The sequence below is a fragment of the Collinsella sp. TM10-22 genome (assembly GCF_003466125.1).
Lineage (GTDB): Bacteria > Actinomycetota > Coriobacteriia > Coriobacteriales > Coriobacteriaceae > Collinsella.
Genome location: NZ_QSOC01000003.1, coordinates 203772 through 225969, shown reverse-complemented (window position 1 = coordinate 225969; position 22198 = coordinate 203772). Strand labels below are relative to the sequence as shown.

14 protein-coding genes are annotated in these 22198 nt (G+C 61.0%); 6 read left to right on the top strand and 8 right to left on the bottom strand.

The annotated features are described in order from the left end of the window. Positions 1-92 precede the first annotated feature (92 nt). Together DXD94_RS04385 and DXD94_RS04380 are read right to left on the bottom strand one after the other, a co-directional pair. Positions 93-1532, bottom strand: coding sequence for a glycoside hydrolase family 1 protein (locus DXD94_RS04385; RefSeq protein WP_117763339.1), 1440 nt, complete (start codon positions 1530-1532; stop codon positions 93-95). A gap of 170 nt (positions 1533-1702) precedes the next feature. Beyond that, positions 1703-2695 (bottom strand): helix-turn-helix domain-containing protein, encoded by a 993-nt coding sequence (locus tag DXD94_RS04380; RefSeq protein WP_117763338.1) that lies wholly within the window; start codon positions 2693-2695, stop codon positions 1703-1705. Between the two features lie 114 nt (positions 2696-2809). Between DXD94_RS04380 and DXD94_RS04375 the strand changes: the two genes are divergently transcribed. Beyond that, positions 2810-5401 (top strand): glycosyl hydrolase, encoded by a 2592-nt coding sequence (locus DXD94_RS04375; RefSeq protein WP_117763337.1) that lies wholly within the window; start codon positions 2810-2812, stop codon positions 5399-5401. A 166-nt stretch (positions 5402-5567) separates the two neighbouring features. Next, positions 5568-6422 (top strand): MurR/RpiR family transcriptional regulator, encoded by an 855-nt coding sequence (locus DXD94_RS04370; protein ID WP_117634523.1) that lies wholly within the window; start codon positions 5568-5570, stop codon positions 6420-6422. A gap of 171 nt (positions 6423-6593) precedes the next feature. On the opposite strand, the gene DXD94_RS04365 is transcribed toward DXD94_RS04370, so the two are convergent. The 3 genes from DXD94_RS04365 to DXD94_RS04355 form a co-directional block, all read right to left on the bottom strand. Further along, positions 6594-7505, bottom strand: coding sequence for an ROK family protein (locus DXD94_RS04365; protein ID WP_117763336.1), 912 nt, complete (start codon positions 7503-7505; stop codon positions 6594-6596). 45 nt (positions 7506-7550) lie between these two features. After that, a complete protein-coding gene (locus tag DXD94_RS04360; RefSeq protein WP_117763335.1) occupies positions 7551-9083 on the bottom strand; it encodes a DUF5605 domain-containing protein in 1533 nt (510 codons plus the stop codon). 87 nt (positions 9084-9170) lie between these two features. Continuing rightward, positions 9171-10463 carry an MFS transporter gene (locus DXD94_RS04355; protein ID WP_117763334.1) on the bottom strand — a complete coding sequence of 431 codons (1293 nt, stop codon included), beginning with the start codon at positions 10461-10463 and terminating at the stop codon, positions 9171-9173. A gap of 308 nt (positions 10464-10771) precedes the next feature. Between DXD94_RS04355 and DXD94_RS04350 the strand changes: the two genes are divergently transcribed. After that, entirely contained in the window at positions 10772-11413 is a 642-nt protein-coding gene (locus DXD94_RS04350) for a TetR/AcrR family transcriptional regulator (RefSeq protein WP_117763333.1), read from the top strand. Positions 11414-11516: 103 nt separating this feature from the next. Here the strand turns inward: DXD94_RS04350 and DXD94_RS04345 are convergent, their stop codons facing one another. Further along, a complete protein-coding gene (locus tag DXD94_RS04345) occupies positions 11517-12830 on the bottom strand; it encodes a DUF4038 domain-containing protein (RefSeq protein WP_117763332.1) in 1314 nt (437 codons plus the stop codon). Between the two features lie 225 nt (positions 12831-13055). Beyond that, positions 13056-14480 carry a PTS transporter subunit EIIC gene (locus DXD94_RS04340; RefSeq protein WP_117763331.1) on the bottom strand — a complete coding sequence of 475 codons (1425 nt, stop codon included), beginning with the start codon at positions 14478-14480 and terminating at the stop codon, positions 13056-13058. Between the two features lie 487 nt (positions 14481-14967). Between DXD94_RS04340 and DXD94_RS04335 the strand changes: the two genes are divergently transcribed. Together DXD94_RS04335 and DXD94_RS04330 are read left to right on the top strand one after the other, a co-directional pair. Further along, positions 14968-16305, top strand: a complete 1338-nt coding sequence (locus DXD94_RS04335) for a prolyl oligopeptidase family serine peptidase (protein ID WP_117763330.1) — start codon at positions 14968-14970, stop codon at positions 16303-16305. A gap of 92 nt (positions 16306-16397) precedes the next feature. Next, positions 16398-17909 (top strand): nucleoside hydrolase-like domain-containing protein, encoded by a 1512-nt coding sequence (locus DXD94_RS04330; RefSeq protein ID WP_117763329.1) that lies wholly within the window; start codon positions 16398-16400, stop codon positions 17907-17909. Positions 17910-18305: 396 nt separating this feature from the next. Here the strand turns inward: DXD94_RS04330 and pyrE are convergent, their stop codons facing one another. Beyond that, complete coding sequence (gene pyrE / locus DXD94_RS04325) at positions 18306-18986, bottom strand: orotate phosphoribosyltransferase (RefSeq protein WP_117742933.1); 681 nt, start codon at positions 18984-18986, stop codon at positions 18306-18308. A 439-nt stretch (positions 18987-19425) separates the two neighbouring features. Here pyrE and mgtA point away from each other — a divergent pair, with 439 nt between their 5' ends. Continuing rightward, on the top strand, positions 19426-22194 hold the full coding sequence (gene mgtA / locus DXD94_RS04320; RefSeq protein ID WP_117763328.1) for a magnesium-translocating P-type ATPase: 2769 nt from the start codon (positions 19426-19428) through the stop codon (positions 22192-22194). The last annotated feature ends 4 nt before the right edge of the window (positions 22195-22198 follow it).

The window sequence follows — 22198 nt, the reverse complement described above, 5'->3', positions numbered from 1 at the left end:
TGATTATAGTGCCAAATGGTTCAAATGCTAAGGTGGGGACTCGAATCGCGAGCCCATCCCAACGCTTTTCCCGGTGGCACTCATATTGTCGATTAAGCCAGGCCCTCGGCACCGTTGGACTTGATGATCTTCTGGTAGGCGTAGAAGCTGTCTTTGCGGCGTCGCTCGTAGGTACCGGTGCCGTCGTCGTACTTATCGACGTGGATAAAGCCGTAGCGCTTGCGCATCTCGCCCGTGCCGGCGGAAACCAGGTCGATGGGGCCCCACCAGGTGTAGGCGATCAGGTCGACGCCGTCGGCAATGGCCTCGCCCATGGCCTTGACGTGGCTCTGCAAGTAGGCGATGCGATACGGGTCATGGATGGAGCCGTCCTCCTCGACCTCGTCGTAGGCGCCCATGCCGTTCTCGACCACCATCAGCGGAATCTCGTAGCGGGCGTAAATCTCGTTGAGGGCGATGCGCAGGCCCAGCGGATCGATCTGCCAGCCCCAATCGGTGGACTCCAGATAGGGGTTCTTGCCGCCAAAGGTCATGTTGCCCTCGGTCATCTCGTGATCCTTGTGGGTGCCCACGGTGCCGGACATGTAGTAGCTAAAGGTGTAGAAGTCGACCTTGCCGTCGGCGATATCCTGCAGGTCGCCGTCCTCCATCACGAGCTCGACATCGTTTTCGGCCCAGAAGCGCTTGGCATAGAACGGATACTTGCCGCGCACCTGCACGTCGGAGCAGTACCAGTTCATGGTATTCATCTCCTGCTGCGTGGCGAACACGTCGGCCGGATCGCACGTGGCGGCATAGGAGAGGATGAAGCAGTCCATGTTGCCCATCTTAAACTGCGGATAGTGCTCGTGGGCATAGCGCACGACGCGGCCGCTGGCGACAAACTGGTGATGCAGGGCCTGCATACGGGTCTGCGGCGTGGTGTGGACCGCCGAAGCCGGGCCCTCAAAGCCCTGGATCATGCTGGTCCCAAAGAGGTTACCCATGTCCTGGGTGCCGCAGTTGATCTCGTTGAAGGTGAGCCAGAACTTGACCTTGTCCTGATAGCGGTCGAAGACGGTCTGGCAGTACTTCTCAAAGAAGCCGATGAGCTCGCGGCTCGCCCAGCCATTGTATTTCTCGACCAGGTGATAGGGCATCTCGTAGTGCGACAGGGTCACGAGCGGCTCGATATTGTGAGCGCGCAGGCAGTCGAAGACGCGGTCGTAGAAGGCGAGACCTGCCTCATTGGGCTCGGCGTCGTCACCGTTGGGGAAGATGCGGCTCCAAGAGATGGACATGCGGAACATGTTGAAGCCCATCTCGGCGAACAGCGCGATGTCCTCCTCGTAGTGATGGTAGAAATCGATGCCGTCATGGTTGGGGTAGAAGCGGTCGGAGTCGATGTCGATCGTAATCTGACGCGGCTCCTTGTAGCTGCCGCCCAAAAAATGGTCGTCGACGGAAGGACCGCGGCCGTCCACGTTCCAAGCGCCCTCAAACTGATTGGCGGCGGTAGCGCCACCCCAATAGAAACCCTCGGGGAATCCCATAAGTGCCTCCTCGCTCATGCGTGTTGCTGATGAAACGAGTATGCCGCCGAGTCGCTCCAGGCCAGGGCGAAGGCGCCGATTTGGACACTTCTTTTCGCAGACGCGCGCTGCAACAGCGCTGCAGCTGAAACTTTTTGACACCGAAGGAGCGAAGACGATCCGCCCCGCGCTTACCGGCGGTATGCCGCGGGGGTGCAGCCATACTTGTCGTGAAACTTACTGTAGAAGAAGCTCATGTTTTCATAGCCCACCGCATGCGCGGCCGCCCCGGCCGTGGCGCCACCGCGCAGAAGTTCGGCCGCACGCACCAGGCGTCGCTCCTGCACAAGCTGCCTAAAGGTCTTGCCCACATGCCGCTTGAGGAGCGCCGTCGCATAATTAGGGCTCAAGCCAAACTCCGCCGCCATCCCCTCGAGGGAGCACGCGGCGAATTCGCGATCGATATAGCCGAGCATTCCCGTCACCAGGGCAGTGGGCCCCGCCGCGCCGTCCGCCGCGCCGCGCACCAGCTCGCACTCGTAGCAATCCATGAGCTCGGCCAAAAACAGCTGAAACAGACGCAAGACGATTTCGGGACCGTTGGGGCTCGGGTCGTACAGCTCGCAGAGCATCTCCTGCATGTAGCGCCGAATCCGACGGCTCTCGCCGCAGTAAAAACGGACATGGCCCCGATGGTCCGTCTCGCTGTTGAGCGCGTTGAACAAAAACCGCGAGACCGCGCTCTCGCGCGAGAGGCTCGACTCGAGACTCCGGCGCAAAAAAGAGCGTGAAACGGTCATGCTCAGCATGATGTCGTCCTCGCCGAGCGCCGCCACGGCATGAGGGCAAAGGGCGTCGAGCAAAAGCACCTCGTTGCGGCGCAACTCGAGCCTCTCCCCCGCCACCGTCTGCGGGCAGCGTCCGCGATACACATAGCTCAGCTCCACGTAATCATGCACGTGCTCGGGAACTGCATTAAAGCGCGAGTTTTTCCTTATCGTCAGGCCACGCGGCATGCCGGGCTGGGCATAGGCAAACCCTGGCTGCCCAATCTTGCGCACTGGACGTCCGTCGATTTCGACATGCTCGGTCATAATCGACCAATCAAATGCCATGCCGTCTTTATAAGCGATCTCACTGGTGCTCAGTTCGCTGAGCCTACGCTCGAGCTCGTCGATCTCCATGGCTTGCCAATCGTTGATTTGGTCATAGTTCGTCGTGATTCAGATATTAGCAGAACGCGCCGACGCGTCCATAATCTGTGCTATGCAGCAGATCGATCGAGCCAAGGAGGATCCATGACCGCGTACTATCAGCAGGTGCTCGAGGGCACATACGACAACCACGTGCTTCCGTTTTTGTGGATGAAGGGCGAGAGCCATAAGACCATTGCCGAGTATCTGGAAAAGATCGCCGGCGCCGACATCCACGAGGTCTGTCTCGAAAGCCGCCCACACCCCGATTTTTGCGGCGAGGGCTGGTGGCGCGACTTGCGCTTTGTCATTGACGAGTGCAAGCAGCTGGGCCTTAAGCTCTGGATCTTGGACGACGCGCACTTCCCCACGGGCTTTGCCAACGGCGCCGTCAAGGAGGCCGTGCCCGAGCTCCGTAAGATCGTGCTCACGCACCGCACGTTCGACATCGTGGGCCCCACGTCCGCCGCGAACATCGCGCTCGCCAACATGCTCGACAAAACGGAGCGCTTCTACGGCGTGACATTTATGCAGGACGGCAGCCCCGTCGACGTCGCTTACCGAGTAATCGACGATGCAGACGGCAACCCCAGCCGCCTGGTCTTCGATGCACCTGCGGGCCTCACGCAGGCATGCGTGATGTTCACGAGCGGCAAGACCTCCTACAACGAGGACTACATCAATATGGTCGACCGCACCTCGGTGGCGCAGCTCATCGATGCTGTCTACGAGCCGCATTTTGAGCATCTGGGCGATGAGTTTGGCAAGACGATCCTGGGCTTTTTCTCCGATGAGCCCGGATTTGCCAACGAGAAGGGCACCACGGGCCCCGATGGCATCTCGGACACGCTCATCGGCAAGGTCACCGCGCCCCTACCCTGGTCGGCCGAGCTTGAGCGTCGCCTACGCGCGGCACTGGGCGAGCGCTACCTGGCCGAGCTCCCGCACCTGTGGGACCGCGAGCCGGCCGGCGCGCACGTACGCCACGTCTATATGGACATCGCGAGCACCCTCTATAAGGAGTGCTTCTGCGACCAGCTCGGAGACTGGTGCCGCGCGCGCGGCGTGCAGTACATCGGCCACGTTATCGAGGACAAGGACTGCCACGCGCGCCTGGGCGTGGGCGCCGGGCACTACTTCCGCGCCGTGGGCGGTCAGGACATGGCGGGCGTCGACATCGTGATCAACCAGCTGGTACCCGGCATGGACCGCGGCCTTCACAGCTACGGACGCGGCGTGTGGGACCTCGAGTTCTATAACTACGTGCTGCCCAAGCTGGGCTCCTCGGCAGCACACCTCGATCCCAAAAAGCAGGGGCGCTGCATGGCCGAGGTCTTTGGCGCATTTGGATGGCACGAAGGCCTACGCGAGATGAAGTGGATCGCCGATCATTTTTTGGTGCGCGGCGTCAATTGGTTTGTGCCGCATGCCTTTAGCATGGCCGCCTTCCCCGACTGGGACTGCCCGCCGCATTTCTATGCGCATGGCCAAAACCCCCAGTTTGCACACTTTGGGCAGCTCATGAGCTACATGAACCGTACGGCGAGCCTGCTGAGCGGCGGGCGCGCAACGACCCCGGTGGCGCTTCTCTACCATGCGGACGCCGAGTGGACAGGCGAGGCGAACTTTATGCAGCATGCCGCCTCCGAGCTTATGCGCGCGCAGGTCGACTTTGACATCGTGCCGGCAGAGGCATTTGAGGACGCAGGGCGCTATGCCGTTGAAATTGCCGCAGACGGTAGCGGCTTTGGCGTGAACGGCCAGGCATACCGCTGCCTGGTGATGCCCGGAGCCGAGTTTGTCGGCGGAGCCGTGCTCGACTTTGCCGCGCGCGCCGCAGCCGCAGGTGTTGCCGTGTACGCGCTGGATGAGTTGCCGAGCAAGCGCTACGACGGTGATATTGCAGCCCGCGAGGGCTTTGCCTCCGTGGATGCAGCCGCGGTCGCCGGCATCAAGCTCCTGGCAACCGCCGAGCTCGCAGGCACGCTTGCCGACGCCGGTATGCAGACCGTGGTTTGTGCCGAGTCCCAGCCCTGGCTGCGCGCACTGCGCTACGAGCGGGCGGGCGAGACCTATCTGATGCTCGTCAACGAGCATCCCAAGCAGGGTATCTCCACTCAGATTGCGCTTGCCGACGGCATACCCGTTGCAGGCGCGCGCCTCGACCTGCTCAACGGCACCGATCCCGCCGCCTTTGACGGCACGCTCGAGCTGGCTCCCTACGAGAGCTGCATCGTGGTCCTTGGGGCTACAGGTTCCGCCGGCGCGGCAACTGCTGGAGACGAAGCCACATGCGTCGACGAGCCCTGGGCGGTTGCCTTCTCTGCCCCTGGTACCGATGCCTTTGGCGAGTCTGTTGAGCTTGCAGACCTGCACGACCTTTCCTCGGCCGAGTTCCCCGGCAAGGCCGGCACGTTCCGCTACCAGGCCTCCTTTGTCCTGGGCGAAGCGGCCAGCCGCGCTGTCATCGACCTTGGGGAGGTCTTTGAGACCGCAACCGTCACCCTCGACGGCAAATCCCTCGGCACCCGCATCTGTCCGCCTTACCGCTTTGAGGCCGCCGCACTTTTAGCCGGTGAGCACGCGCTCACGATCGATATCATCAACACCCTCGACCACGCCGTCCCCGACGTGTTCGGCATGGCCGAGCCCTCCGAGCCCAGCGGTCTCTTGGGGCCCGTACGCGTGCTCGGGTAACGCCCCGGGCGCAAACGGCCCAACAAGGACAGCGCCCCTATGTTGAGCCCGCACAGCGTCGAGCGGTCCGTCGTTCATAGACCGGCGGACCAAAACTCCCAGCCAAGCCGAACGTTTTATTTATCGCTATGATTGGTTTATCGCGACGCAAACGCATAGGAGCCATATGGATATCAGGCGAAAGATCACGCAGGGCAAAAGCCTCACCCCCACCGAGCAACAACTTGGGCGAACGGCCCTCGCCATGGGCGAGGATGTGCGCGGGCTTTCCATTAAGGAATTTGCCGCGTGCGCCAACGTTTCGGTCGCGAGCGTGCACCGCTTTTGCAAAAAGCTCGGCCTCGAGGGATTCAAAGACCTCAAGGTCGAGCTCATCCGCCAGGCGACCGAGGCGGGCAACCGGCGCGACGTGGACATCAACTTTCCCTTCGATGCCACCTCCGCCCCTGCGCAGGTGATGGAGCGCATGGAGGGGCTCTACCAGACCACCTTGGCCGAAACGCAGGAGCTGCTCGACCCTGCACAGCTCGACCACGCCGCCAAGCTCATCATGCGCGCCGGCACCGTGGACATCTACACGGGCTCGCATAACCTGTATCCAGCGGGAATGTTCCGCGATCGCCTGCTTTCCGCCGGCAAAAGCGCGACGTGCCACGACAGCGTCGAGGCGCAGGTGCGCACGGCGCTCGCCTCGGGTCCCGACCATGTGGCAATCGTCATCTCCTACAGCGGCCTTGCCCCCAACCTCAAGGAGATCTTGCCGATCCTTAGCAGTCGACATGTCCCGGTCATCGTCATCGGCACGCCGTACTGTGCCCGCATTCACCCCGGCTTTGCCGCCTATCTCACGGTAAGCGACCACGAGAGCATGACGCACCGCATCACGCAGTTCGCCAGCCATATCGCCGTGCAATACGTACTCGATTCGCTCTATAGCAGCTACTTTGCCAAAGATTACGCCCGCTGCTCCGAGTTCTTAGAGCGCTCGTTCCCCTACACCCGCCTCCCCGGACTCAAGTAACAACGAGCGAGGATTATTGGACACTCAAATGACGAGAGTGGATAATCTCCCGTTTTTGGCCTGTATGCAGGCTCAAAATGGGAGATTATCCACTCTCGTTCTGGTAGTCATTGGGGACGTTCTTAAACGACTAGTCAAACAAGAACGTCCCCAACGACCATGCCCGATGAGTTACAGTAGGCGCATGGCCTCCTGGACGGCGCCGTAAAGGTTGGCATCGTTGCCAAGCTCCGCCACCTTTATCTGCGGCACGGGAATGCCGGCGAGCTGACCCTCGTAACCCTCGAGCGCCGCGGGCATCTGGGCACGCAGAGCATCGATCAGCTCGGGATGGCAGGAGATACCGCCCGCGATGACAAAGACCTCGGGGTCGAGCACTGCCTGCAGATTGATCAGATGGCCATCGAACATGCGGGCATAGCGGTCGAGCGCACGCTGCGCGGCCTTGTCGCCGCTGGCGATCCACTCAAACACACGGCGTCCGTCGACGGGAACGTCAGCAGGGAGTCCTTTCTCGGCAACGGCCATATCGCGGAGCGTCCGCCATCCGCCGGTGCCGCCAAAGAAGTTCCCCCAGTCCCCACGCGCATGTACATTGTTGCGCAGGAAGCTGAACTCGCCCGCAAAGCAATGCGCGCCGCGCAAGACTTTGCCGTCGATAACGATGCCGCCGCCAATGCCCGTGCCGATAGCAAGCACCACGCCAAAGCGGGTTCCACGCAGGGCGCCCGCCGCGTACTCACCGAGCGCGCAGCACTTACCGTCGTTGTTGACGGCCACGGGCATGCCCAGCGCCTCACGCATAAGGCGACCGAGTGGGCAGCCGTCCATAAAGGTGAGCGCTCCGCCGCGATGGATGGTGCCGTCAAGGTCTCCCTCGTAGATGCCGCCGGGCGCACTCACGCCCACGGCGCTCACACGCTCGCGATACGGCTCTACGAGCGAAATCAATGCCGCAACCGTCTCATCGGCCGAGGTAAACCCCGTAGGCAGGCTCCCGCGCACGCGCACGGAGAAATCCTCGCCCAGGACAGCCCACTTAACGGCCGTGCCGCCCACATCGATACCAAAGAATTCCTTCATAGCGTTTCCCATCCGATTCAATTGCCGACGCCCTTGCTCACTCGTTTATGCCTCAACCGTGCGCACGCGCAGCATCATGTACTGGCGGCTCGGCAGATCGATCCTAAATTTGCCCTCGAAGGTGCCCTCCAAGGTCTCCACCGTCATATTCCAGGTGTCGATCACATCAACGGTATAGCGCGCGCCCTCGGCGCCCTCAAATTCGCGATACGCCGGGCGGTTAAAGCCAAAGTACATGAGCACGTCATCGGAGCCCTGGCCCATCTCATCGGCCATGCAGGTAACGTCCCAGGTAAACGTACCGTCGATCACGCCAATCTCATCAGGCACCCAATCCATACCCGCGGGCAGCGCCTCCATGTATTTGCGGCAGAACGCAATGCGCTCGGGCGAGTCGCCGTAGAGCTTGCCGCCGTGCGCCCACCACAGCTTGGGTCCGCGGTCGACGTAGGTCTCACCGTGGGTCACATAACCGCCACGTAAACTGCCCTCCCAGAAACGACGCACGAGCTCCTGAGCGGTCAGGTTGCCCCAACCCCAGTTGATGTTGCCCTCATAGCCGACCTCGTCGATCAAAACCGGCTTGTTATACTGCGCGCGCAGCGTGGTAACGTCCTCGGCCGTGTTCTTAAGGTCGCACCTCTGGTAGCTCACATGCGTAATCCACGGATGGCTGTGGTCAAAGATCTCACGGCAATTGTGGATGCTGCGCAGATGACCATACGGGTCGTTCGCCATGATGATGCGGGCATAGCGATCCCAGTCCTCGGCCGGCTTCCACGGCATAAGATCCCACTCGTTGGCAAGGCTCCACCAGATGTTCTTGTATGCCGAGAAGCGGCGGGCGACATACGTCAGGTAGAAAACATCCTCCTCGCGCGTCATACGAGAGAAGCCCCAGTCCTCGGGCTTGTCGTACGGATGCAAAACGATGAGGTCCGCCTGGATGCCCAGCTCGTCGAGCTGCTCGATGCGGTGCTCAAGGTTCTCCCAAAACGGCTCATAGAAGCGGTAATGGTCGAAATCGCCCTTCTCGCCCTCGTAGGCATACATCGCCGGGTCCTCAACGTTATAGTCGTAGAACTTGGGAAAGACACACATGCGGATCTTGTTGAACGGAGAGGTGGCGAGCGTCTCGAGCGTCTGCTCCTGCAAGGCCGTATCCTGGTTGGTCCAGGCATAGCAAGTGGTGCCAAAGGGCAGGTAGCGCGTTCCATCCTCGTAGGCAAAGTTGGAATCCTCGTCGGTAATGAACGGAGCGTCGTGGGCAAGCACGTCTTTTGCCAGCAGCACACGACCATGGTTGTCGCCCGTAGCAGGCACGGCCTCAAAAGAGCCGGCGGTACCATCGAGCTCGGGGTCGTTGGAACTCACCGCGTAGTTCCAGACGCCGGCGCTCTCGGGCATAAAGTTAATTCGGTAGCAGCCATTGCCCTTGTAGAAGCCATGGACCTCAAAGCTGTCCTGGCCATCTGCGCGGGCGAACCGTGCCGACAGCTCGACCTCGACATAGGGATTGCCGGCCGCGGTGCCCGTGAGCTCGAGTTTAAACACCTTGTACTGCTCGACGGTGGTCATAATAGCGCCTCCAAGTTAAGCGATTGAATAGTCGGAGTCCGTCGGGCAACGCGAACGCTGCCCGACGGAAGGAAAGAGAGCGACGGATTACTTGGCGTTCTTGATGAGCATGATGAACACATAGCCCACGGCGATGAGCACGATGGAGATCGGGAACGCCATGAAATAGGAGCCGGTGGCGACAACGATTGCCGAGGTCACGATGGGGCCAAGGATCTGGCCGATGGTGTTGGCGATGTTGAGGATGCCCAGGTCCTTGCCGGCGTTCTCCTTATCGGGCAGAACATCGACATTGAGCGCCTGGTCGACGGAAGAGTAGATACCATAACCAAGTCCGGCCAGCAGCGCGAATCCGTACATGCCGATAACGGACTTAAGCAGCCAGGGCAGAGCGATGCCGATGCACATCATGATCGTTGCGACGAGGATGATGGGCTTGCGGCGGCCGATCTTGTCGGAGATAGCGCCCGAGGTAAGCGAGGCGACAAGCGACACGACCATGATCACGACGGACATGGAGGAGAGGACGGCGCCGGCTTCTGCCACGGGAAGACCGATGTACTTCTCGAGGATGTAGAGCTGATATCCGTTGATGCAGAAGTAACCGAAGATGAGGAGCAGGCGGCCAAAGAGCGCCAGATAAAAGTCGCGGCAGTTCTTGGTGGGCGGAACGAACATGAGCAGCAGCGACTTGAGATTGAGCTTCTCGGACTGCTCGCCCTCGTCAAGAGCGGCAGACTTCTCGCGCGGCCAAATGATGACGGCGAGGATGCCGGTCAGCAGCCAAGAGACCGTGCCGATGATAAAGCCAGGAACTGGGTTGGAGAGGAACTGCGTACCGATGATGGTGCCAATCGACTGGCCAGCCGTTGCACCGCCGCCATAGAATGCGGAGAGCGTGCCGCGCTTGTTAAGCGGAATGCGGTCGGAAAGCACGGCAACAGCAGGGGCAAGCATGCAGTTGAGGCCAATCTGCAGCACGCACCAGGAGGCGACGATCATGGGAAGTGTGGTCGCGACCGAAGTGCTCCAGAAAGCACAGCCGCAGATAAAACCGCCGAGAACGATAAACGGTGTGCGCTTGCCAAAGCGGCTGTGGCAGTGGTCGGAAAGCGCGCCGAAAACGAGATTTGAGAACAGGGCGAAGATTGAACCGACCGAGTTCATCGCCGCGAGAATTGCCTCGGGCTGACCAATATTAAGGCCGTTAAAACGCTCGGGGAACAAGACGTTGGAGCCGATCGTGCCCGACATCATCCACATAACGCCAAAGATAATAAAACCGATCATAAAGCGCCATGTCTCGGTTTTGGTCATGGGCTTTCCGGTGTCGGGGGCGATGGCGTTCTCGTCAATCGCTGCGGCGGTTTGATTTGCCATGGGATAGATCCTCTCTCTGATGGAATGCGCGAGGGCGCCCGTGCACCAAGGGTCAAGGGGTCAAACCCGCTGGATGCGGCGGCCGTGGAATGGGGTACGGCCGCGCGCGAGCGTCTGTTGGGTTGTTACTTACTAACTAGTAAGTAACTTCCACGACCTGTATAGTACGCTTACTAAGTACTTAGTAAGCTATAAGAGCGGTAAACGGTTGTTTTGAGCCGCTGAACGGCTGAGGTAAGCTATGGGGGTATACAAAAGGCATTTGGCGGCAATACTCGAGCCGCCCTAAATAAGGCAGCGCGATTTATATGGACACTCAGAAAACTCCCACACCCGCGGCAAAGAAACGCAGCGCTGCGGCGCAGGAACGCCTTGACCAGATTGTCTCGGCGGCCGTGCGGCTTATCAACGCGCGCGGCTTTAACGGCATGTCACTCCAGGCGGTAGCCGACGAGGTGGGCATCACCCAGGCGGGCGTGCTGCACTACGTGGGCAGCAAGCACGGGCTTTTGGTCGAAGTGATCCGTCGCTATTACGATCGCAGCTCAACCTTAGACGACTATCTCTCCCTCTTTCATCCTGGCGGGGCATTTGAGGGCCAGAGCCCCAAGATTCCCGAATACTGCCGTCTGCTCGTGGCGGAGAACAACAACCAGCCCGAGCTCGTCATGCTCTTCCAGATGCTCAATACCGAGGCCATGAGCACGGAGAGCCCCCTGCACGAGTATTTCAACGACCGCTCGCGCGGTGTTATCGAGCCCGAGCCCGATGTTAACTGGAGCGTTCCCGAGGGAATCGACGCCACCGAAGCCATCTCGTGCGCGCTGGCGGCGATGTATGGATTGGAAGGCCGTTGGGTGGCGCGACCCGACGAGATCGACTATCCCGCCGAGTGGTCTAAGTTTGAGGACATCCTCTTTCCCCTTCCCCTCTGGGAGGGCTACCGTTAAGAGCGGCAGTACGCAATCGCCATCACCAACCGCAACGGCTGTATTGATATAAAAAGGCCCGGGCTACCACCCGGGCCTTTTCTCTTGCGTTATTCCGTTTTCCTTAATGCGCCGGCGAAACCACGAGCAGAGCGTCGTGCTCAAAGGGATGCTGAGCCACACGCACGGTGCCGTTACCGTTGTCGCGAACAGGCAGCTTGGCGATGTGCTTGTCCTCCATGTCGAGGACCGTCGCCGTCCAGCCACGCGCGCCGTCGAGCTTAAACTTGAGCGCCGTGGTGCGCGGCAGGTACGTGACGACGCGATCGCCAACGCGCGCCACACGAATGGACTCGCGCGCGTCGTCGAGGAGCTCCTGCGCCGGAACCACGGCAAGTGCATCGTCGGCAGCCGTAGCGCCCAGGGCGGCAAGCACGTGCTCGATCGCGCCAAAGTCCCACACACCCGCAAACTGCAGGCACTCTTGCCAGCGGAAGGGCATGTCAAAGCCCTCGCCCAGGACCGAACCCTGGCTGCGCGATGTCTGCCAGTTCCACACGCCGTGTGCGCCATAGGTCACGCCGGCACTGGCGCCGGCAAGAATCGACGACCATACGCTCGCGCGGCAATCCTGCGCGGTAAAACGCCAGTAGACGTTGCGCGACGCACCCATCTGCTCGTAGCAAGGCTCGGAGTTGACCATCGGCTTTTTGGGATAGTTGGCGATAAAGTCCTGCGGCAAGTGCCATGCCTCGGGCTGGCCCTCGTAGTTGTGGCCGGGCTGGAACATATAAAAGTCCAGACGGTCCAGATACTGCGCCGGAATGGTGCGGTTGCCACGGTTGATATGCATGGCGTGCAAGGACTCGGGAGCCAGCTTGGTGACCTCGTCGAGTGCATCCCCGTAATAGGCGATAGCCTCGTCGGTCTTAAAGTCGGTGTCGCCTGTCACCACGTAGACGGGGTCGAACTCGCCCAGGTTCTCGACGACGCGGGCAACGTGGGCGCGAACCTCCTCGCGCGGCATGACCTCGGCACCCAGGCGCTCGGCGATCACGGAGCCCCAGGTACCGGGCACGTAGTTGCACCACATGAGCACGAGCGCCGGGCGAATGCCGTGCTCCACGGCTGCCTGGCACATGCGGCGGGCGCGGTCCCAGTACTCCTGGTTGGGTGCACTCCAATCAAAGTGCACGCCGTCCTCGCTCGCATAGGGCCAAATGCCCAGGTCGGGCAGGCAGCGGTCCCACTGCGGAAGGGTGTTGATCTGCAGTACGTTCATACCCTGCTCGGCACGGCGGGTGAGGTAGTAGTCCCAATCGTTCTCGGTGATGCTCGTAAAGGCACTCCAGCACGTATCGGCAAACCAAAAGAATGGTTTGCCGTCGCAGAGGAACCCGTCCTCACGGGTATTGACGGTCAGTTTTCCCAAGCTCATATGGCACCTTTCTCTTGGGGAGACTTGCTAGGAGGGAGGTAAAGAAGTCGCCTGCCGCATTATCACAGTAGGGTCTGCGGCTGCAGTTGCTCAGCTCAAATTGAACGCACGCGAAGCACAGGGCCCTTACGTCTCTCCTAAAAAGTCTACAGGAAGGCCCCGCCGGGCTTATGCCAAGCGGGGCCTGTCGTGTAGGGGGTCTTATTTAGACCAAGGCCGGGGCGACTAGGCCTCCATCTCGGCGAGCTCCTCCTTGGAGAAGCCGGTGACAAAGACGACGGCAGCGGCAATAGCAAAGGAGATTGCCATACCGACGATAGCCCAGACGGTGTTCATCTGGCCACCCTGCAGGTAGTTGGTGAAGACCAGGAAGTTGGAGGCACCGCCTGCGAGGTAATAGGTGACGCCCATGAGGCCCGAGAACACAGCGCCGATGGCACCGCCGATGAACATGCCGAGCATGGTGCGGCGGAAGCGCATGAGGATACCGAAGAGCGCGGGCTCGGTGACGCCGCCGGCGATGGCGGAGATGACGTAGCCCAGGGCAAGACTCTTCTCGTCAGCGCTCTTCATCTTGAGGAAGGCACCGAAGGCGCAGCCCCAGACAGCGGCCATAGCGCAGTTAGTGGAAACGAAGACGAAGGGATCGTAGCCAGCAGCGATGATCTGCACCTGAGCGAGCAGGATAACGGGCATGTGCATACCGCAGACCACGAAGAGCTGCCAGGAGGCGCCGAGGATGGCCATCACGATCAGGATACCGATGCCGCCAAGGTCAGCAAGCCCGAAAAGAATGTTGGCGATGAGGCTGCCGAGCTCGTTGCCGATCGGAGCGAGGACGATAAAAGCGATGGGAATCGTGACGATCATGGTGCAGAACGGCGTGAAGACCGTGGAGAGCACGTCGGGCATGACCTTCTTAAAGAACTTCTCGATGAAGTAGAGGACCGGCACCGAAAGGATGATCGGCAGGACGGACTGCTGATAGTTGGCAGCGGCGATCTGGATGCCGTAGACCGAGATGATTCCGCCGCCCTCCTGGGTGGCGACGCTCACCACGGACGGGGCCATAAGGGCACCGCCGAGAAGCATGCCGAGAACGGGGCTGGCGCCGAGCTTCTTAGCCGCAGCATAACCCAGGTAGATCGGGATAAACGTAAACGTGGCCTCATACAGTGTGGTGTAGAGGAACGTATAAGTCGGGTCCGTGTCCGAAATAACGCCCAGCATGGTGGGGCCAAGGACAGCCGCGATGGTGCGGAACAGACCGCCGGCCATGAGCAGCGGGATCAGCTGGGTCATGGAGCCCGACAGATAGTCGAGGATGATGTTGGGCAGGTTCTTGAGCTCGAACTTCTCCTTGGGAGCATCGAGATTCTCGTCAACGGCGGCACCCTGCTTGACGCCGGAGATGGCGACGAACTCGGTGAGCACCTTCGGCACGTTCTGGCCGATGATGACCTGGAGCTGACTGCCGGCGAACTGGCAACCCAGAACACCCTTGACCTTCTTGATCTTCTCCACGTCGGCCTTGCTGTTGTCCTTGAGCGTCAGACGCAAGCGCGTCATGCAGTTGGTGGCGACGGTAACGTTCTCCGCGCCGCCCACGAGCTCGAGGACATCGGTGGCAATCTGCTTGTTGTCTGCCATGGGACCCCTCCCCATATCTTCGTGTGCCTACTCGCTTGTGTAAGCACGCCTTTGGCTCGGCGACTATAACCCCTTACGGTTGCCGAACCCTTGGATACGCTGTCGTAAACAATTTGTTTACTGAACGTTTACGGGCTTTAGTTTACACGTAGTGCCTGATTTGTGGCAATTTTGCCGTCTGGAGTCCGGTGAACGGTAGGAAATCGGGGGTAAGCGTATTTAGACGGTAGAAGATCGTCTCTTTGACCAGATATTGATATATGGCTATTTACGTGGGCTTTTATTTTGATAAACACCTTTGTAACGAGCTAGCTCATCAACAATAGTCCTGCTAGTTAATAGTAAACATATGTTTAGTAGTTCATTGCGTGTTCAGTTTTACCGTTTACCGAGTTCATCTGCTCATTCTACAGTTCTGCATTAAACTAAACATGTTTAGTCTGTATTGCCGCCCTTGTTTAGTACTTGCGGCACAAAGGAGTAGCTCATGGAACTCAAATCGTGTACCTACGCAACCGTCACCACGCTGGGCGATTTTGGCCCCTGGATCAACAAAGTGGTGCTCGACCTGCCGTGCGTTGTGCGCGCCAACGACGTGAACGAGCACACGTTCAATATCTACTGTGCCCGCCATGAGCGCACGGGCGAGGTCCTGATGCGCAAGGAGCACGGGGCCGATCACGCGGCGCCCTCCGTGGGCTACGTGCCGGTGCTCGCCGCCTACCCCTGCGATGAGAACGGTCAGCGCCTGCCCAAGGGCACACACGTAGCGCTCGAGACGCCCGAGGTGCGTCTCACCAAAGAGATCGAGGGTGGCGTGCTGGGTTCGCGCTATATAGAGAACCACCTGCGCGTGACGCAGCTTGTGGCCCTCCCGGGCGAAGACGGCGATGACCCCACCGCGGGCCTCGTCTTCGATCGCAGCCGCGGCGACATCTGCCCCGCGCTCAAGGGCTGGCATAACGCCGTGCAGCAGACGCCCGTCGACGGCATCGCGCTCGAGTACGGCTATTTTGAGCCGAGCTTTGAGCCCGCTGACTCCGCGCTTTTCAACCCGTTTGCGCCCAAGGACACGCCCGCCGTCGAGAAGGCGCCGCTGATCGTGTACCTGCACGGCGCCGGCGAGGGCAAGGGCACCACACAGGGCGAGGGCGCAACGCGTGCCTACACCGGCAACCGCGTGACAGCGCTCTCGCAAAAGCAGATCCAGCGCTACTTTGGCGGCTTTGCCTGGGTTCTTGTGCCGCAGTCGCCCACGTTTTGGATGGACAACGGCGTCGAGCAGCTCGGTCGCTCCAACCAGAGCATCTACTCCCCCGTGCTCAAGGCGCTCATCGACGAGTTTGTCGCCGAGCATGCCGACCGCATCGACACCGATCGTATCGTGGTCGCCGGCCTTTCCAACGGCGGCTTTATGACCCTGCGCCTGTGCGCCGACTACTCCGATTTCTTCGCCGCGGGCCTTCCCTGCTGCGCGCCGTGGTACAACGCCACGGACGAGGACGTGGCCGCACTCTCCAAGACGCCGCTGTGGTTTACGCACTCCAAGGGCGACGAGCTCGTGTGCCCGCAGCTGACGGTGCTGCCGCTCACGGCGCGCCTGCGTGATGCCGGCGCCAACGTGCACCTCACCTACTTTAGCCATGTCGAGGACCTGACCGGCGTGTACCGCGAGGCCGACGGCTCGGCCAAAAAGATATTCAACCACGGCGTGTGGATCCACCAGTTCAACGACCTGTGTTATCAAGACTTCGACGGGGGCAACGTACTCATCGACGGCGAGCCGGTGGGCTGCTGGGAGTGGTCGGCCAGGGTTTCGAGGTAACCATTCCATCGGGTTGGTGGCGATGGGGGCGTGCGTCCCGTCTTGCCTTGCGCGTAACTGACTGAAAAAAAATCTTGGTTGGAGTTGTTCCTATGTCTCAGAATTTGACTCGAGTGATTGTTACCACCGATATGGAAGTCGATGATATGAACTCTCTGGTTCATTTGGCTCTGTATCTCAATGTGCTCGATGTGCAGGCTGTGGTGTACACGGCTTCGCAATATCACTTTCTTGGCGATGGTGTCCATACGCTGGGCGAGGTGAATCCGCATTGGCGGACCAAAGGCGTGCGCTCCTATACCTGGGACGTCGTTCCGCACGAGCCCGACCCCGAAGCTGGCTCGCTCATGGAGTACCGCCCATTCCCCAAGGGTTGGATCGAAAGCCTGTGGAGCAACGAGTATGCCCAGGCCTGGCCGCAGCTGCAGGCCAATGCCGCTGCCGCCGGCGAGCCGTCCTTCCCCACACCCGCTCAGATGATCGAGCGCACCTATATGGGCAACGCCGCCTTTGAGGGCGACGTACGCGAGGAAACGCCCGGTTCGCGCGTCATCGCCAACGCCATCATGGATGATGACCCCCGCGCGCTGTGGCTCCTTTCCTGGGGCGGTATGAACACTATCGTTCGCGCCCTCATGTCCATCGCCGAACAATGGCAGAACACACCCGAGTGGCCCGCCGTGCAGCAGAGGGTCCATCAGAAGGTGCGCGTGATGGGTGTTGCCGATGGCGTAGGGCAGGACAACTCATGGCTCGACCATGGACGCGAAATCTTTCCCGAGCTCGTCTTTTGGCGCGTGCCCTATAGGTACGGCGGCTATATCGACGCCAAGACGGCTCAGCCCGATACGCTGCCGCTATTTAAGGCCCCTTGGCCCGAGCAGAATCTCACGCAGGGAAACGGCCCCCTCATGGCGCGCTATATGCTCTATGGCGATGGCAGGGTCTACGAAAACGAGCCCGAGCGCTTTCAGTTTGGCAAGCATGCCCGTCTGGATTGGGGCCTGGAGGGCATGCCCGCGATGCAGTTTGAGCGCGGCGACTTTATGGCCGAAGGCGACAGCATGACCTATATTCCGCTGCTGCCGTTTGGCCTGCGCGGTATCGACGACCCCGACTTCGATACGCTACTCGGCCGCATGTTTCATGATGGGCGCCCCGATGCAGACGCACCCACCGTTTTTGCCGCCATCAGCACGCCTGCAGACGACAACCCCAATCCCTACCTGCGCGCCTATCAGGAAGACTTTGCCGCCCGCGCGCAATGGTGTGCCCATGATCCGGCAGCCTGCTCGCATCCGGCGCATATTGTCGAAGTTGTGGCCGATCGCAGTGCCGTAGCCGGCGAACGCGTCGCCCTTGCAGCGACCATCGTCGACCCCGACGACAAGGGCTTCGATGCGCATTGGGATGTCGCCGTGGACCCGTCGAGCTATGCGGGCGCCCAAGACCTGTCGCTGTGGCAAAAATGCACGCCGGACACCACTTTCGTCGTGCCCGCCGACGCACGGCCCGGCGATCGCTTCGCGCTCACCCTCACCGTGCAGACACGCGCCGAGCGCCCCTGCAGCCGCTACGCCCAGGTCGCCATCACCGTCGCGTAGCAACCGACGGCGCCCACATTCGGCAAGGAGTGTCCCCAGGCGCCGGCACAAAAGGAACGTCCCCAAGTGCCGCCTGTTCGCCGAGCGAGGATTTTTGGACACTCAAATGACGAGAGTGGATAATCTCCCACTTTGAGCCCGCAAACAGACCAAAAACGGGAGATTATCCACTCTCACTCTGCGGGCACTCATTTAAGTACGTCCCCAATGAGTACCCCCACGGCAACGGCACCGCCGATGTTTTGGCAACGACAGCGAAAACCCGCCAGAGCGAGCAAGGTGCCTTGAAACGAGGCGGCATTGACCTTCTGGTCATGCCGCCGAAGTTGAAAGGCAGATTGCCGCTCTGGCGGGTTTGCAGCGTCGAGCCGTTACGCGGTTCGTAGAACCGTGTAACTAACGAACTCCGTACTGCTCGTAGTAGGCGTCGATGGCGTCCTTGAGCTCATCGTCGATGACGACCTTGCCGTCGATCTCGTGGTTGTAGAGAGTCTCGACGACCTCGGCCATGGAGACGATGCTCGCGACGGGGAAACCGTACTTGGCCTCGATCTCCTTCTGCGCGGTGGTCACGCCACCCTTGCCGACCTCCATGCGGTTGAGGGACACGATCAGGCCCTTGATCTCGACATCGGCAGCAGCCTTGACCTTGGGATAGGTCTCGTCGATGGACTTACCGCTGGTGGTGACGTCCTCGACCATGACCACGCGGTCGCCGTCCTGGGGCTCATAGCCCAGCAGGTTGCCCTTATCGGCGCCGTGGTCCTTGGCCTCCTTGCGGTCGCAGCAGTACTTGACCTCCTTGCCGTACAGCTCGTGGTAGGCAATGGCGGTCACGACGGCCAGCGGAATACCCTTGTAGGCCGGTCCAAACAGCACATCAAAGTCGTCGCCAAAATTATCGTGGATGGCCTGGGCGTAATACTCGCCCAGCTTCTTGAGCTGATAGCCCGTCACGTAAGCGCCGGCGTTCATAAAGAACGGGGACTGACGGCCACTCTTGAGCGTAAAGCTGCCAAACTTAAGAACGTCGGACTCGACCATGAACTTGATGAACTCTTGCTTGTAAGCCTCCATGCGGGCTCCTCTCGTAATCGCGTACGTGCCTTCCAGTTTAGCGCAGGCGAAGCGTCGATGCGGGCGCGCTTTGAGGCCACGGCATTCTGTAAAGGCTTTGTCAGGGGCAACGGTTTTCCGAACAATGGGGGTTGACATGTCAAACCCCCTCATCAAGAATACGGGCGGATTAAAACGGGTACGAGATACCCAAAGCGCGCTGCGCCCGTCCATAAGGAGGTGTGCCATGGAAGGCAGTCATAGTCGAAAAACCTGCATGTCGCCCTCGGCACGCCGCGAGGATTCCGTATTCGCATAAGCGCCACGAGCCGATCGTCAAAACCACCACAAAGGTGCCTGTCCCCTTTGTGGTGGCTCGCAAGCATGACGTGAGCGACATCTAGGTTTTTTTGAAGCAAATACGACACGTACGCTAACTCCCTTCAACAAGGAGGACCCTATGCTGATGCTCAAAACCGCCACGGTACTCGAAGCCATCTCCAAGCGCCGCCGCACGGCGCGCCCTGCCGCTCACACCGGCCTTGCCAAGAACACCATATTCGCCGCCACCCATAGCGCCGATGACGCCCTCGTGCTGCTCGACGCCACGGCCGACGGGCTCACTGCCGAGCACGCCGCCGAGCGCCTGGACGCCGCCGGCCCCAACACCATCGAGGCGCCGACCAAGACGCTCGCCCGCCGCATCGCCGACGCATTCATCGATCCCTTCGCTGGCATCCTCGCCGCCCTCGCACTGGTCTCGCTCTACATCGACGTGCTCGCCGTGCCCGAGCTGCAGCGTGACCCCTCCACGGTCATCGTCATCGGCATCATGTTGCTGGTATCGGGCGGTATGAAGTTTATCCAAGAAGCCCGCAGCGGCAATGCGGCCGAGGCCCTCAAGGACCTGGTCTCCAACACCTGCTGTGCCCTGCGCGACGGTGAGCGCGTCGAGATCCCCTTCGACGAGCTCGTCCCCGGTGATGTGATCCGCCTCTCTGCCGGAGATATGGTGCCGGCCGATGCCCGCGTCATCACCGCGCGCGACCTATTTGTGATCGAGTCCGCGCTCACCGGCGAGAGCGAGGCCGTCGAGAAGACCGCTGCCATCACCGTCGTCGAGGGCGCCGACGGCTCTGCGCTGCCACTCTCTGCCTGCAAGAACATCGTCTTTACCGGCACCTCCGTGCAAAACGGCACCGCCATGGCGCTTGTCGTTGCCACCGGCTCGGACACTTACCTGGGCGGCATCGCCAAGATGCTCAACGGGCGCGTCGAGAAGAGCGCGTTTGACCGCGGCGTCTCGAGCGTCTCCATGCTGCTCGTACGCCTCATGCTCGTTATGGCGCCGGCCGTCTTTGCCATCAACGCCGCCACCAAGGGCAACGTCATCGACGCGCTGCTGTTCGCCACGAGCGTGGCCGTGGGCATCACGCCGCAGATGCTTCCCGTCATCGTGACCACGAGCCTGTCGCAGGGCGCCAAGGACCTCGCCCGTCGTCAGGTTATCGTCAAGGAACTGCCGGCGATCCAAAACCTCGGCGCGATGGACGTCCTGTGCTGCGACAAGACCGGCACCCTCACCGAAGACCGCATCGTGCTCGAGCGCTACCTCAATACCAACGGCAACGAGGACGCACGCGTGCTGCGCCATGCGTTTTTGAACAGCTTCTTCCAGACTGGCCTCAAGAACCTTATCGACCTGGCCGTCATCGACCGCGCCGACGTGACGCCCTCGACCGTCGCGCCCGATTCCATGCTGGGCCAGAGCCTGCGTGACCGCTATGCCAAGGTCGACGAGGTGCCCTTCGATTTCTCGCGCCGTCGCCTGAGCGTAGTTGTAGCCGACGCCCAAGGCAAAACCCAGATGGTTACCAAGGGAGCTGCCGAGGAGATGCTCGAGATCTGCTCCTTTGTCGAGGTCGATGGCATCGCTCAGCCGCTCACCGACGAGAAGCTCGCCCAGATTCGCAAGCAGGTCGCTGGGCTTAACGCCGAGGGCCTGCGCGTAATTGCTGTGGCGCAGAAGACCGATCCGCGCTGCGTGGGCGAGTTTGGCATCGCCGACGAGTGCGACATGGTGCTGATGGGCTTTTTGGCCTTCCTCGATCCGCCCAAAGCAAGTGCCGCGGGCGCCGTCGCCACCCTCGAGGCCAAGGGCGTCGCCGTTAAGGTCCTGACCGGCGACAATGACCGTGTCGCCGCCACCGTCTGCGAGCAGATCGGCATCGACGCGAGCAACGTCTTGCTGGGCTCCGAGATCGATGCGCTCGACGACGCCGAGCTTGCCGAGCGCGCCGAGAGCACCCATCTCTTCGCCAAGCTCTCGCCGCTGCAGAAGGCGCGCCTGGTGCGCGTCATGCGCGAGTTGCTCGGCCACACCGTGGGCTTTATGGGCGACGGCATCAACGACGCCGCCGCGATGCGTGCGAGCGACTGCGGCATCTCGGTCGACTCCGCCGTCGATATCGCCAAGGAATCCGCCGATATCATCTTGCTCCAAAAGGACCTGGGCGTGCTCGAGCGCGGCATCATCGAAGGCCGCCGCACCTACGGCAACCTGCTCAAGTACCTCAAGACCACGGTGAGCTCCAACTTTGGCAACGTGCTGTCCGTAACCGCTGCGAGCCTGTTCTTGCCGTTTTTGCCCATGAGCGCTCTGCAGCTGGTGCTGCTGTCGCTGGTCTACGAGATCGTGTGCATCGCACTGCCGTGGGACACCGTCGACAACGCCTGGACTGCCCGCCCGCGCGCTTGGGACGCTGCGTCCATCAAGGGCTTCATGCTCGAGCTGGGCCCCGTGAGCTCGCTGTTTGACATCGTGACCTTCGCCGCGCTCTTCTTTGTGGTGTGCCCCGCCGCCGTGGGCGCAAGCTGGTCCGAGCTTGCCGCCGCGGGCGACGTCGCGGGTATGGCGACCTTTGCGGCGCTCTTCCAGAGTGGCTGGTTTGTCGAGTCCATGTGGTCGCAGACGCTCGTGATCCACATGCTGCGCTCCCCGCGCCTGCCGAGCCCGCGCGACCACGCCGCGCCCGCGCTGTGCGTTCTCACCGTGCTGGGCCTGGCGCTCGTCACTTGGCTGCCGGCAAGCCCCATCGCCGATGCACTGGGGCTCATGCCGCTGCCAACGAGCTTCTTCGCGCTGCTCATCGGCATCGTCGGCTCCTACATCGCGCTCACCCAGCTGGCCAAGCGCCGCTACATCGCCCGCCACGGCGAGCTGCTGTAGCGTT

Coding starts and splice junctions, on each gene's coding strand:
- DXD94_RS04385 (WP_117763339.1), bottom strand. CDS start 1,532: ATGGGATTCCCCGAGGGTTTCTATTGGGGTGGCGCTACCGCCGCCAAT.
- DXD94_RS04380 (WP_117763338.1), bottom strand. CDS start 2,695: ATGGAGATCGACGAGCTCGAGCGTAGGCTCAGCGAACTGAGCACCAGT.
- DXD94_RS04375 (WP_117763337.1), top strand. CDS start 2,810: ATGACCGCGTACTATCAGCAGGTGCTCGAGGGCACATACGACAACCAC.
- DXD94_RS04370 (WP_117634523.1), top strand. CDS start 5,568: ATGGATATCAGGCGAAAGATCACGCAGGGCAAAAGCCTCACCCCCACC.
- DXD94_RS04365 (WP_117763336.1), bottom strand. CDS start 7,505: ATGAAGGAATTCTTTGGTATCGATGTGGGCGGCACGGCCGTTAAGTGG.
- DXD94_RS04360 (WP_117763335.1), bottom strand. CDS start 9,083: ATGACCACCGTCGAGCAGTACAAGGTGTTTAAACTCGAGCTCACGGGC.
- DXD94_RS04355 (WP_117763334.1), bottom strand. CDS start 10,463: ATGGCAAATCAAACCGCCGCAGCGATTGACGAGAACGCCATCGCCCCC.
- DXD94_RS04350 (WP_117763333.1), top strand. CDS start 10,772: ATGGACACTCAGAAAACTCCCACACCCGCGGCAAAGAAACGCAGCGCT.
- DXD94_RS04345 (WP_117763332.1), bottom strand. CDS start 12,830: ATGAGCTTGGGAAAACTGACCGTCAATACCCGTGAGGACGGGTTCCTC.
- DXD94_RS04340 (WP_117763331.1), bottom strand. CDS start 14,480: ATGGCAGACAACAAGCAGATTGCCACCGATGTCCTCGAGCTCGTGGGC.
- DXD94_RS04335 (WP_117763330.1), top strand. CDS start 14,968: ATGGAACTCAAATCGTGTACCTACGCAACCGTCACCACGCTGGGCGAT.
- DXD94_RS04330 (WP_117763329.1), top strand. CDS start 16,398: ATGTCTCAGAATTTGACTCGAGTGATTGTTACCACCGATATGGAAGTC.
- pyrE (WP_117742933.1), bottom strand. CDS start 18,986: ATGGAGGCTTACAAGCAAGAGTTCATCAAGTTCATGGTCGAGTCCGAC.
- mgtA (WP_117763328.1), top strand. CDS start 19,426: ATGCTGATGCTCAAAACCGCCACGGTACTCGAAGCCATCTCCAAGCGC.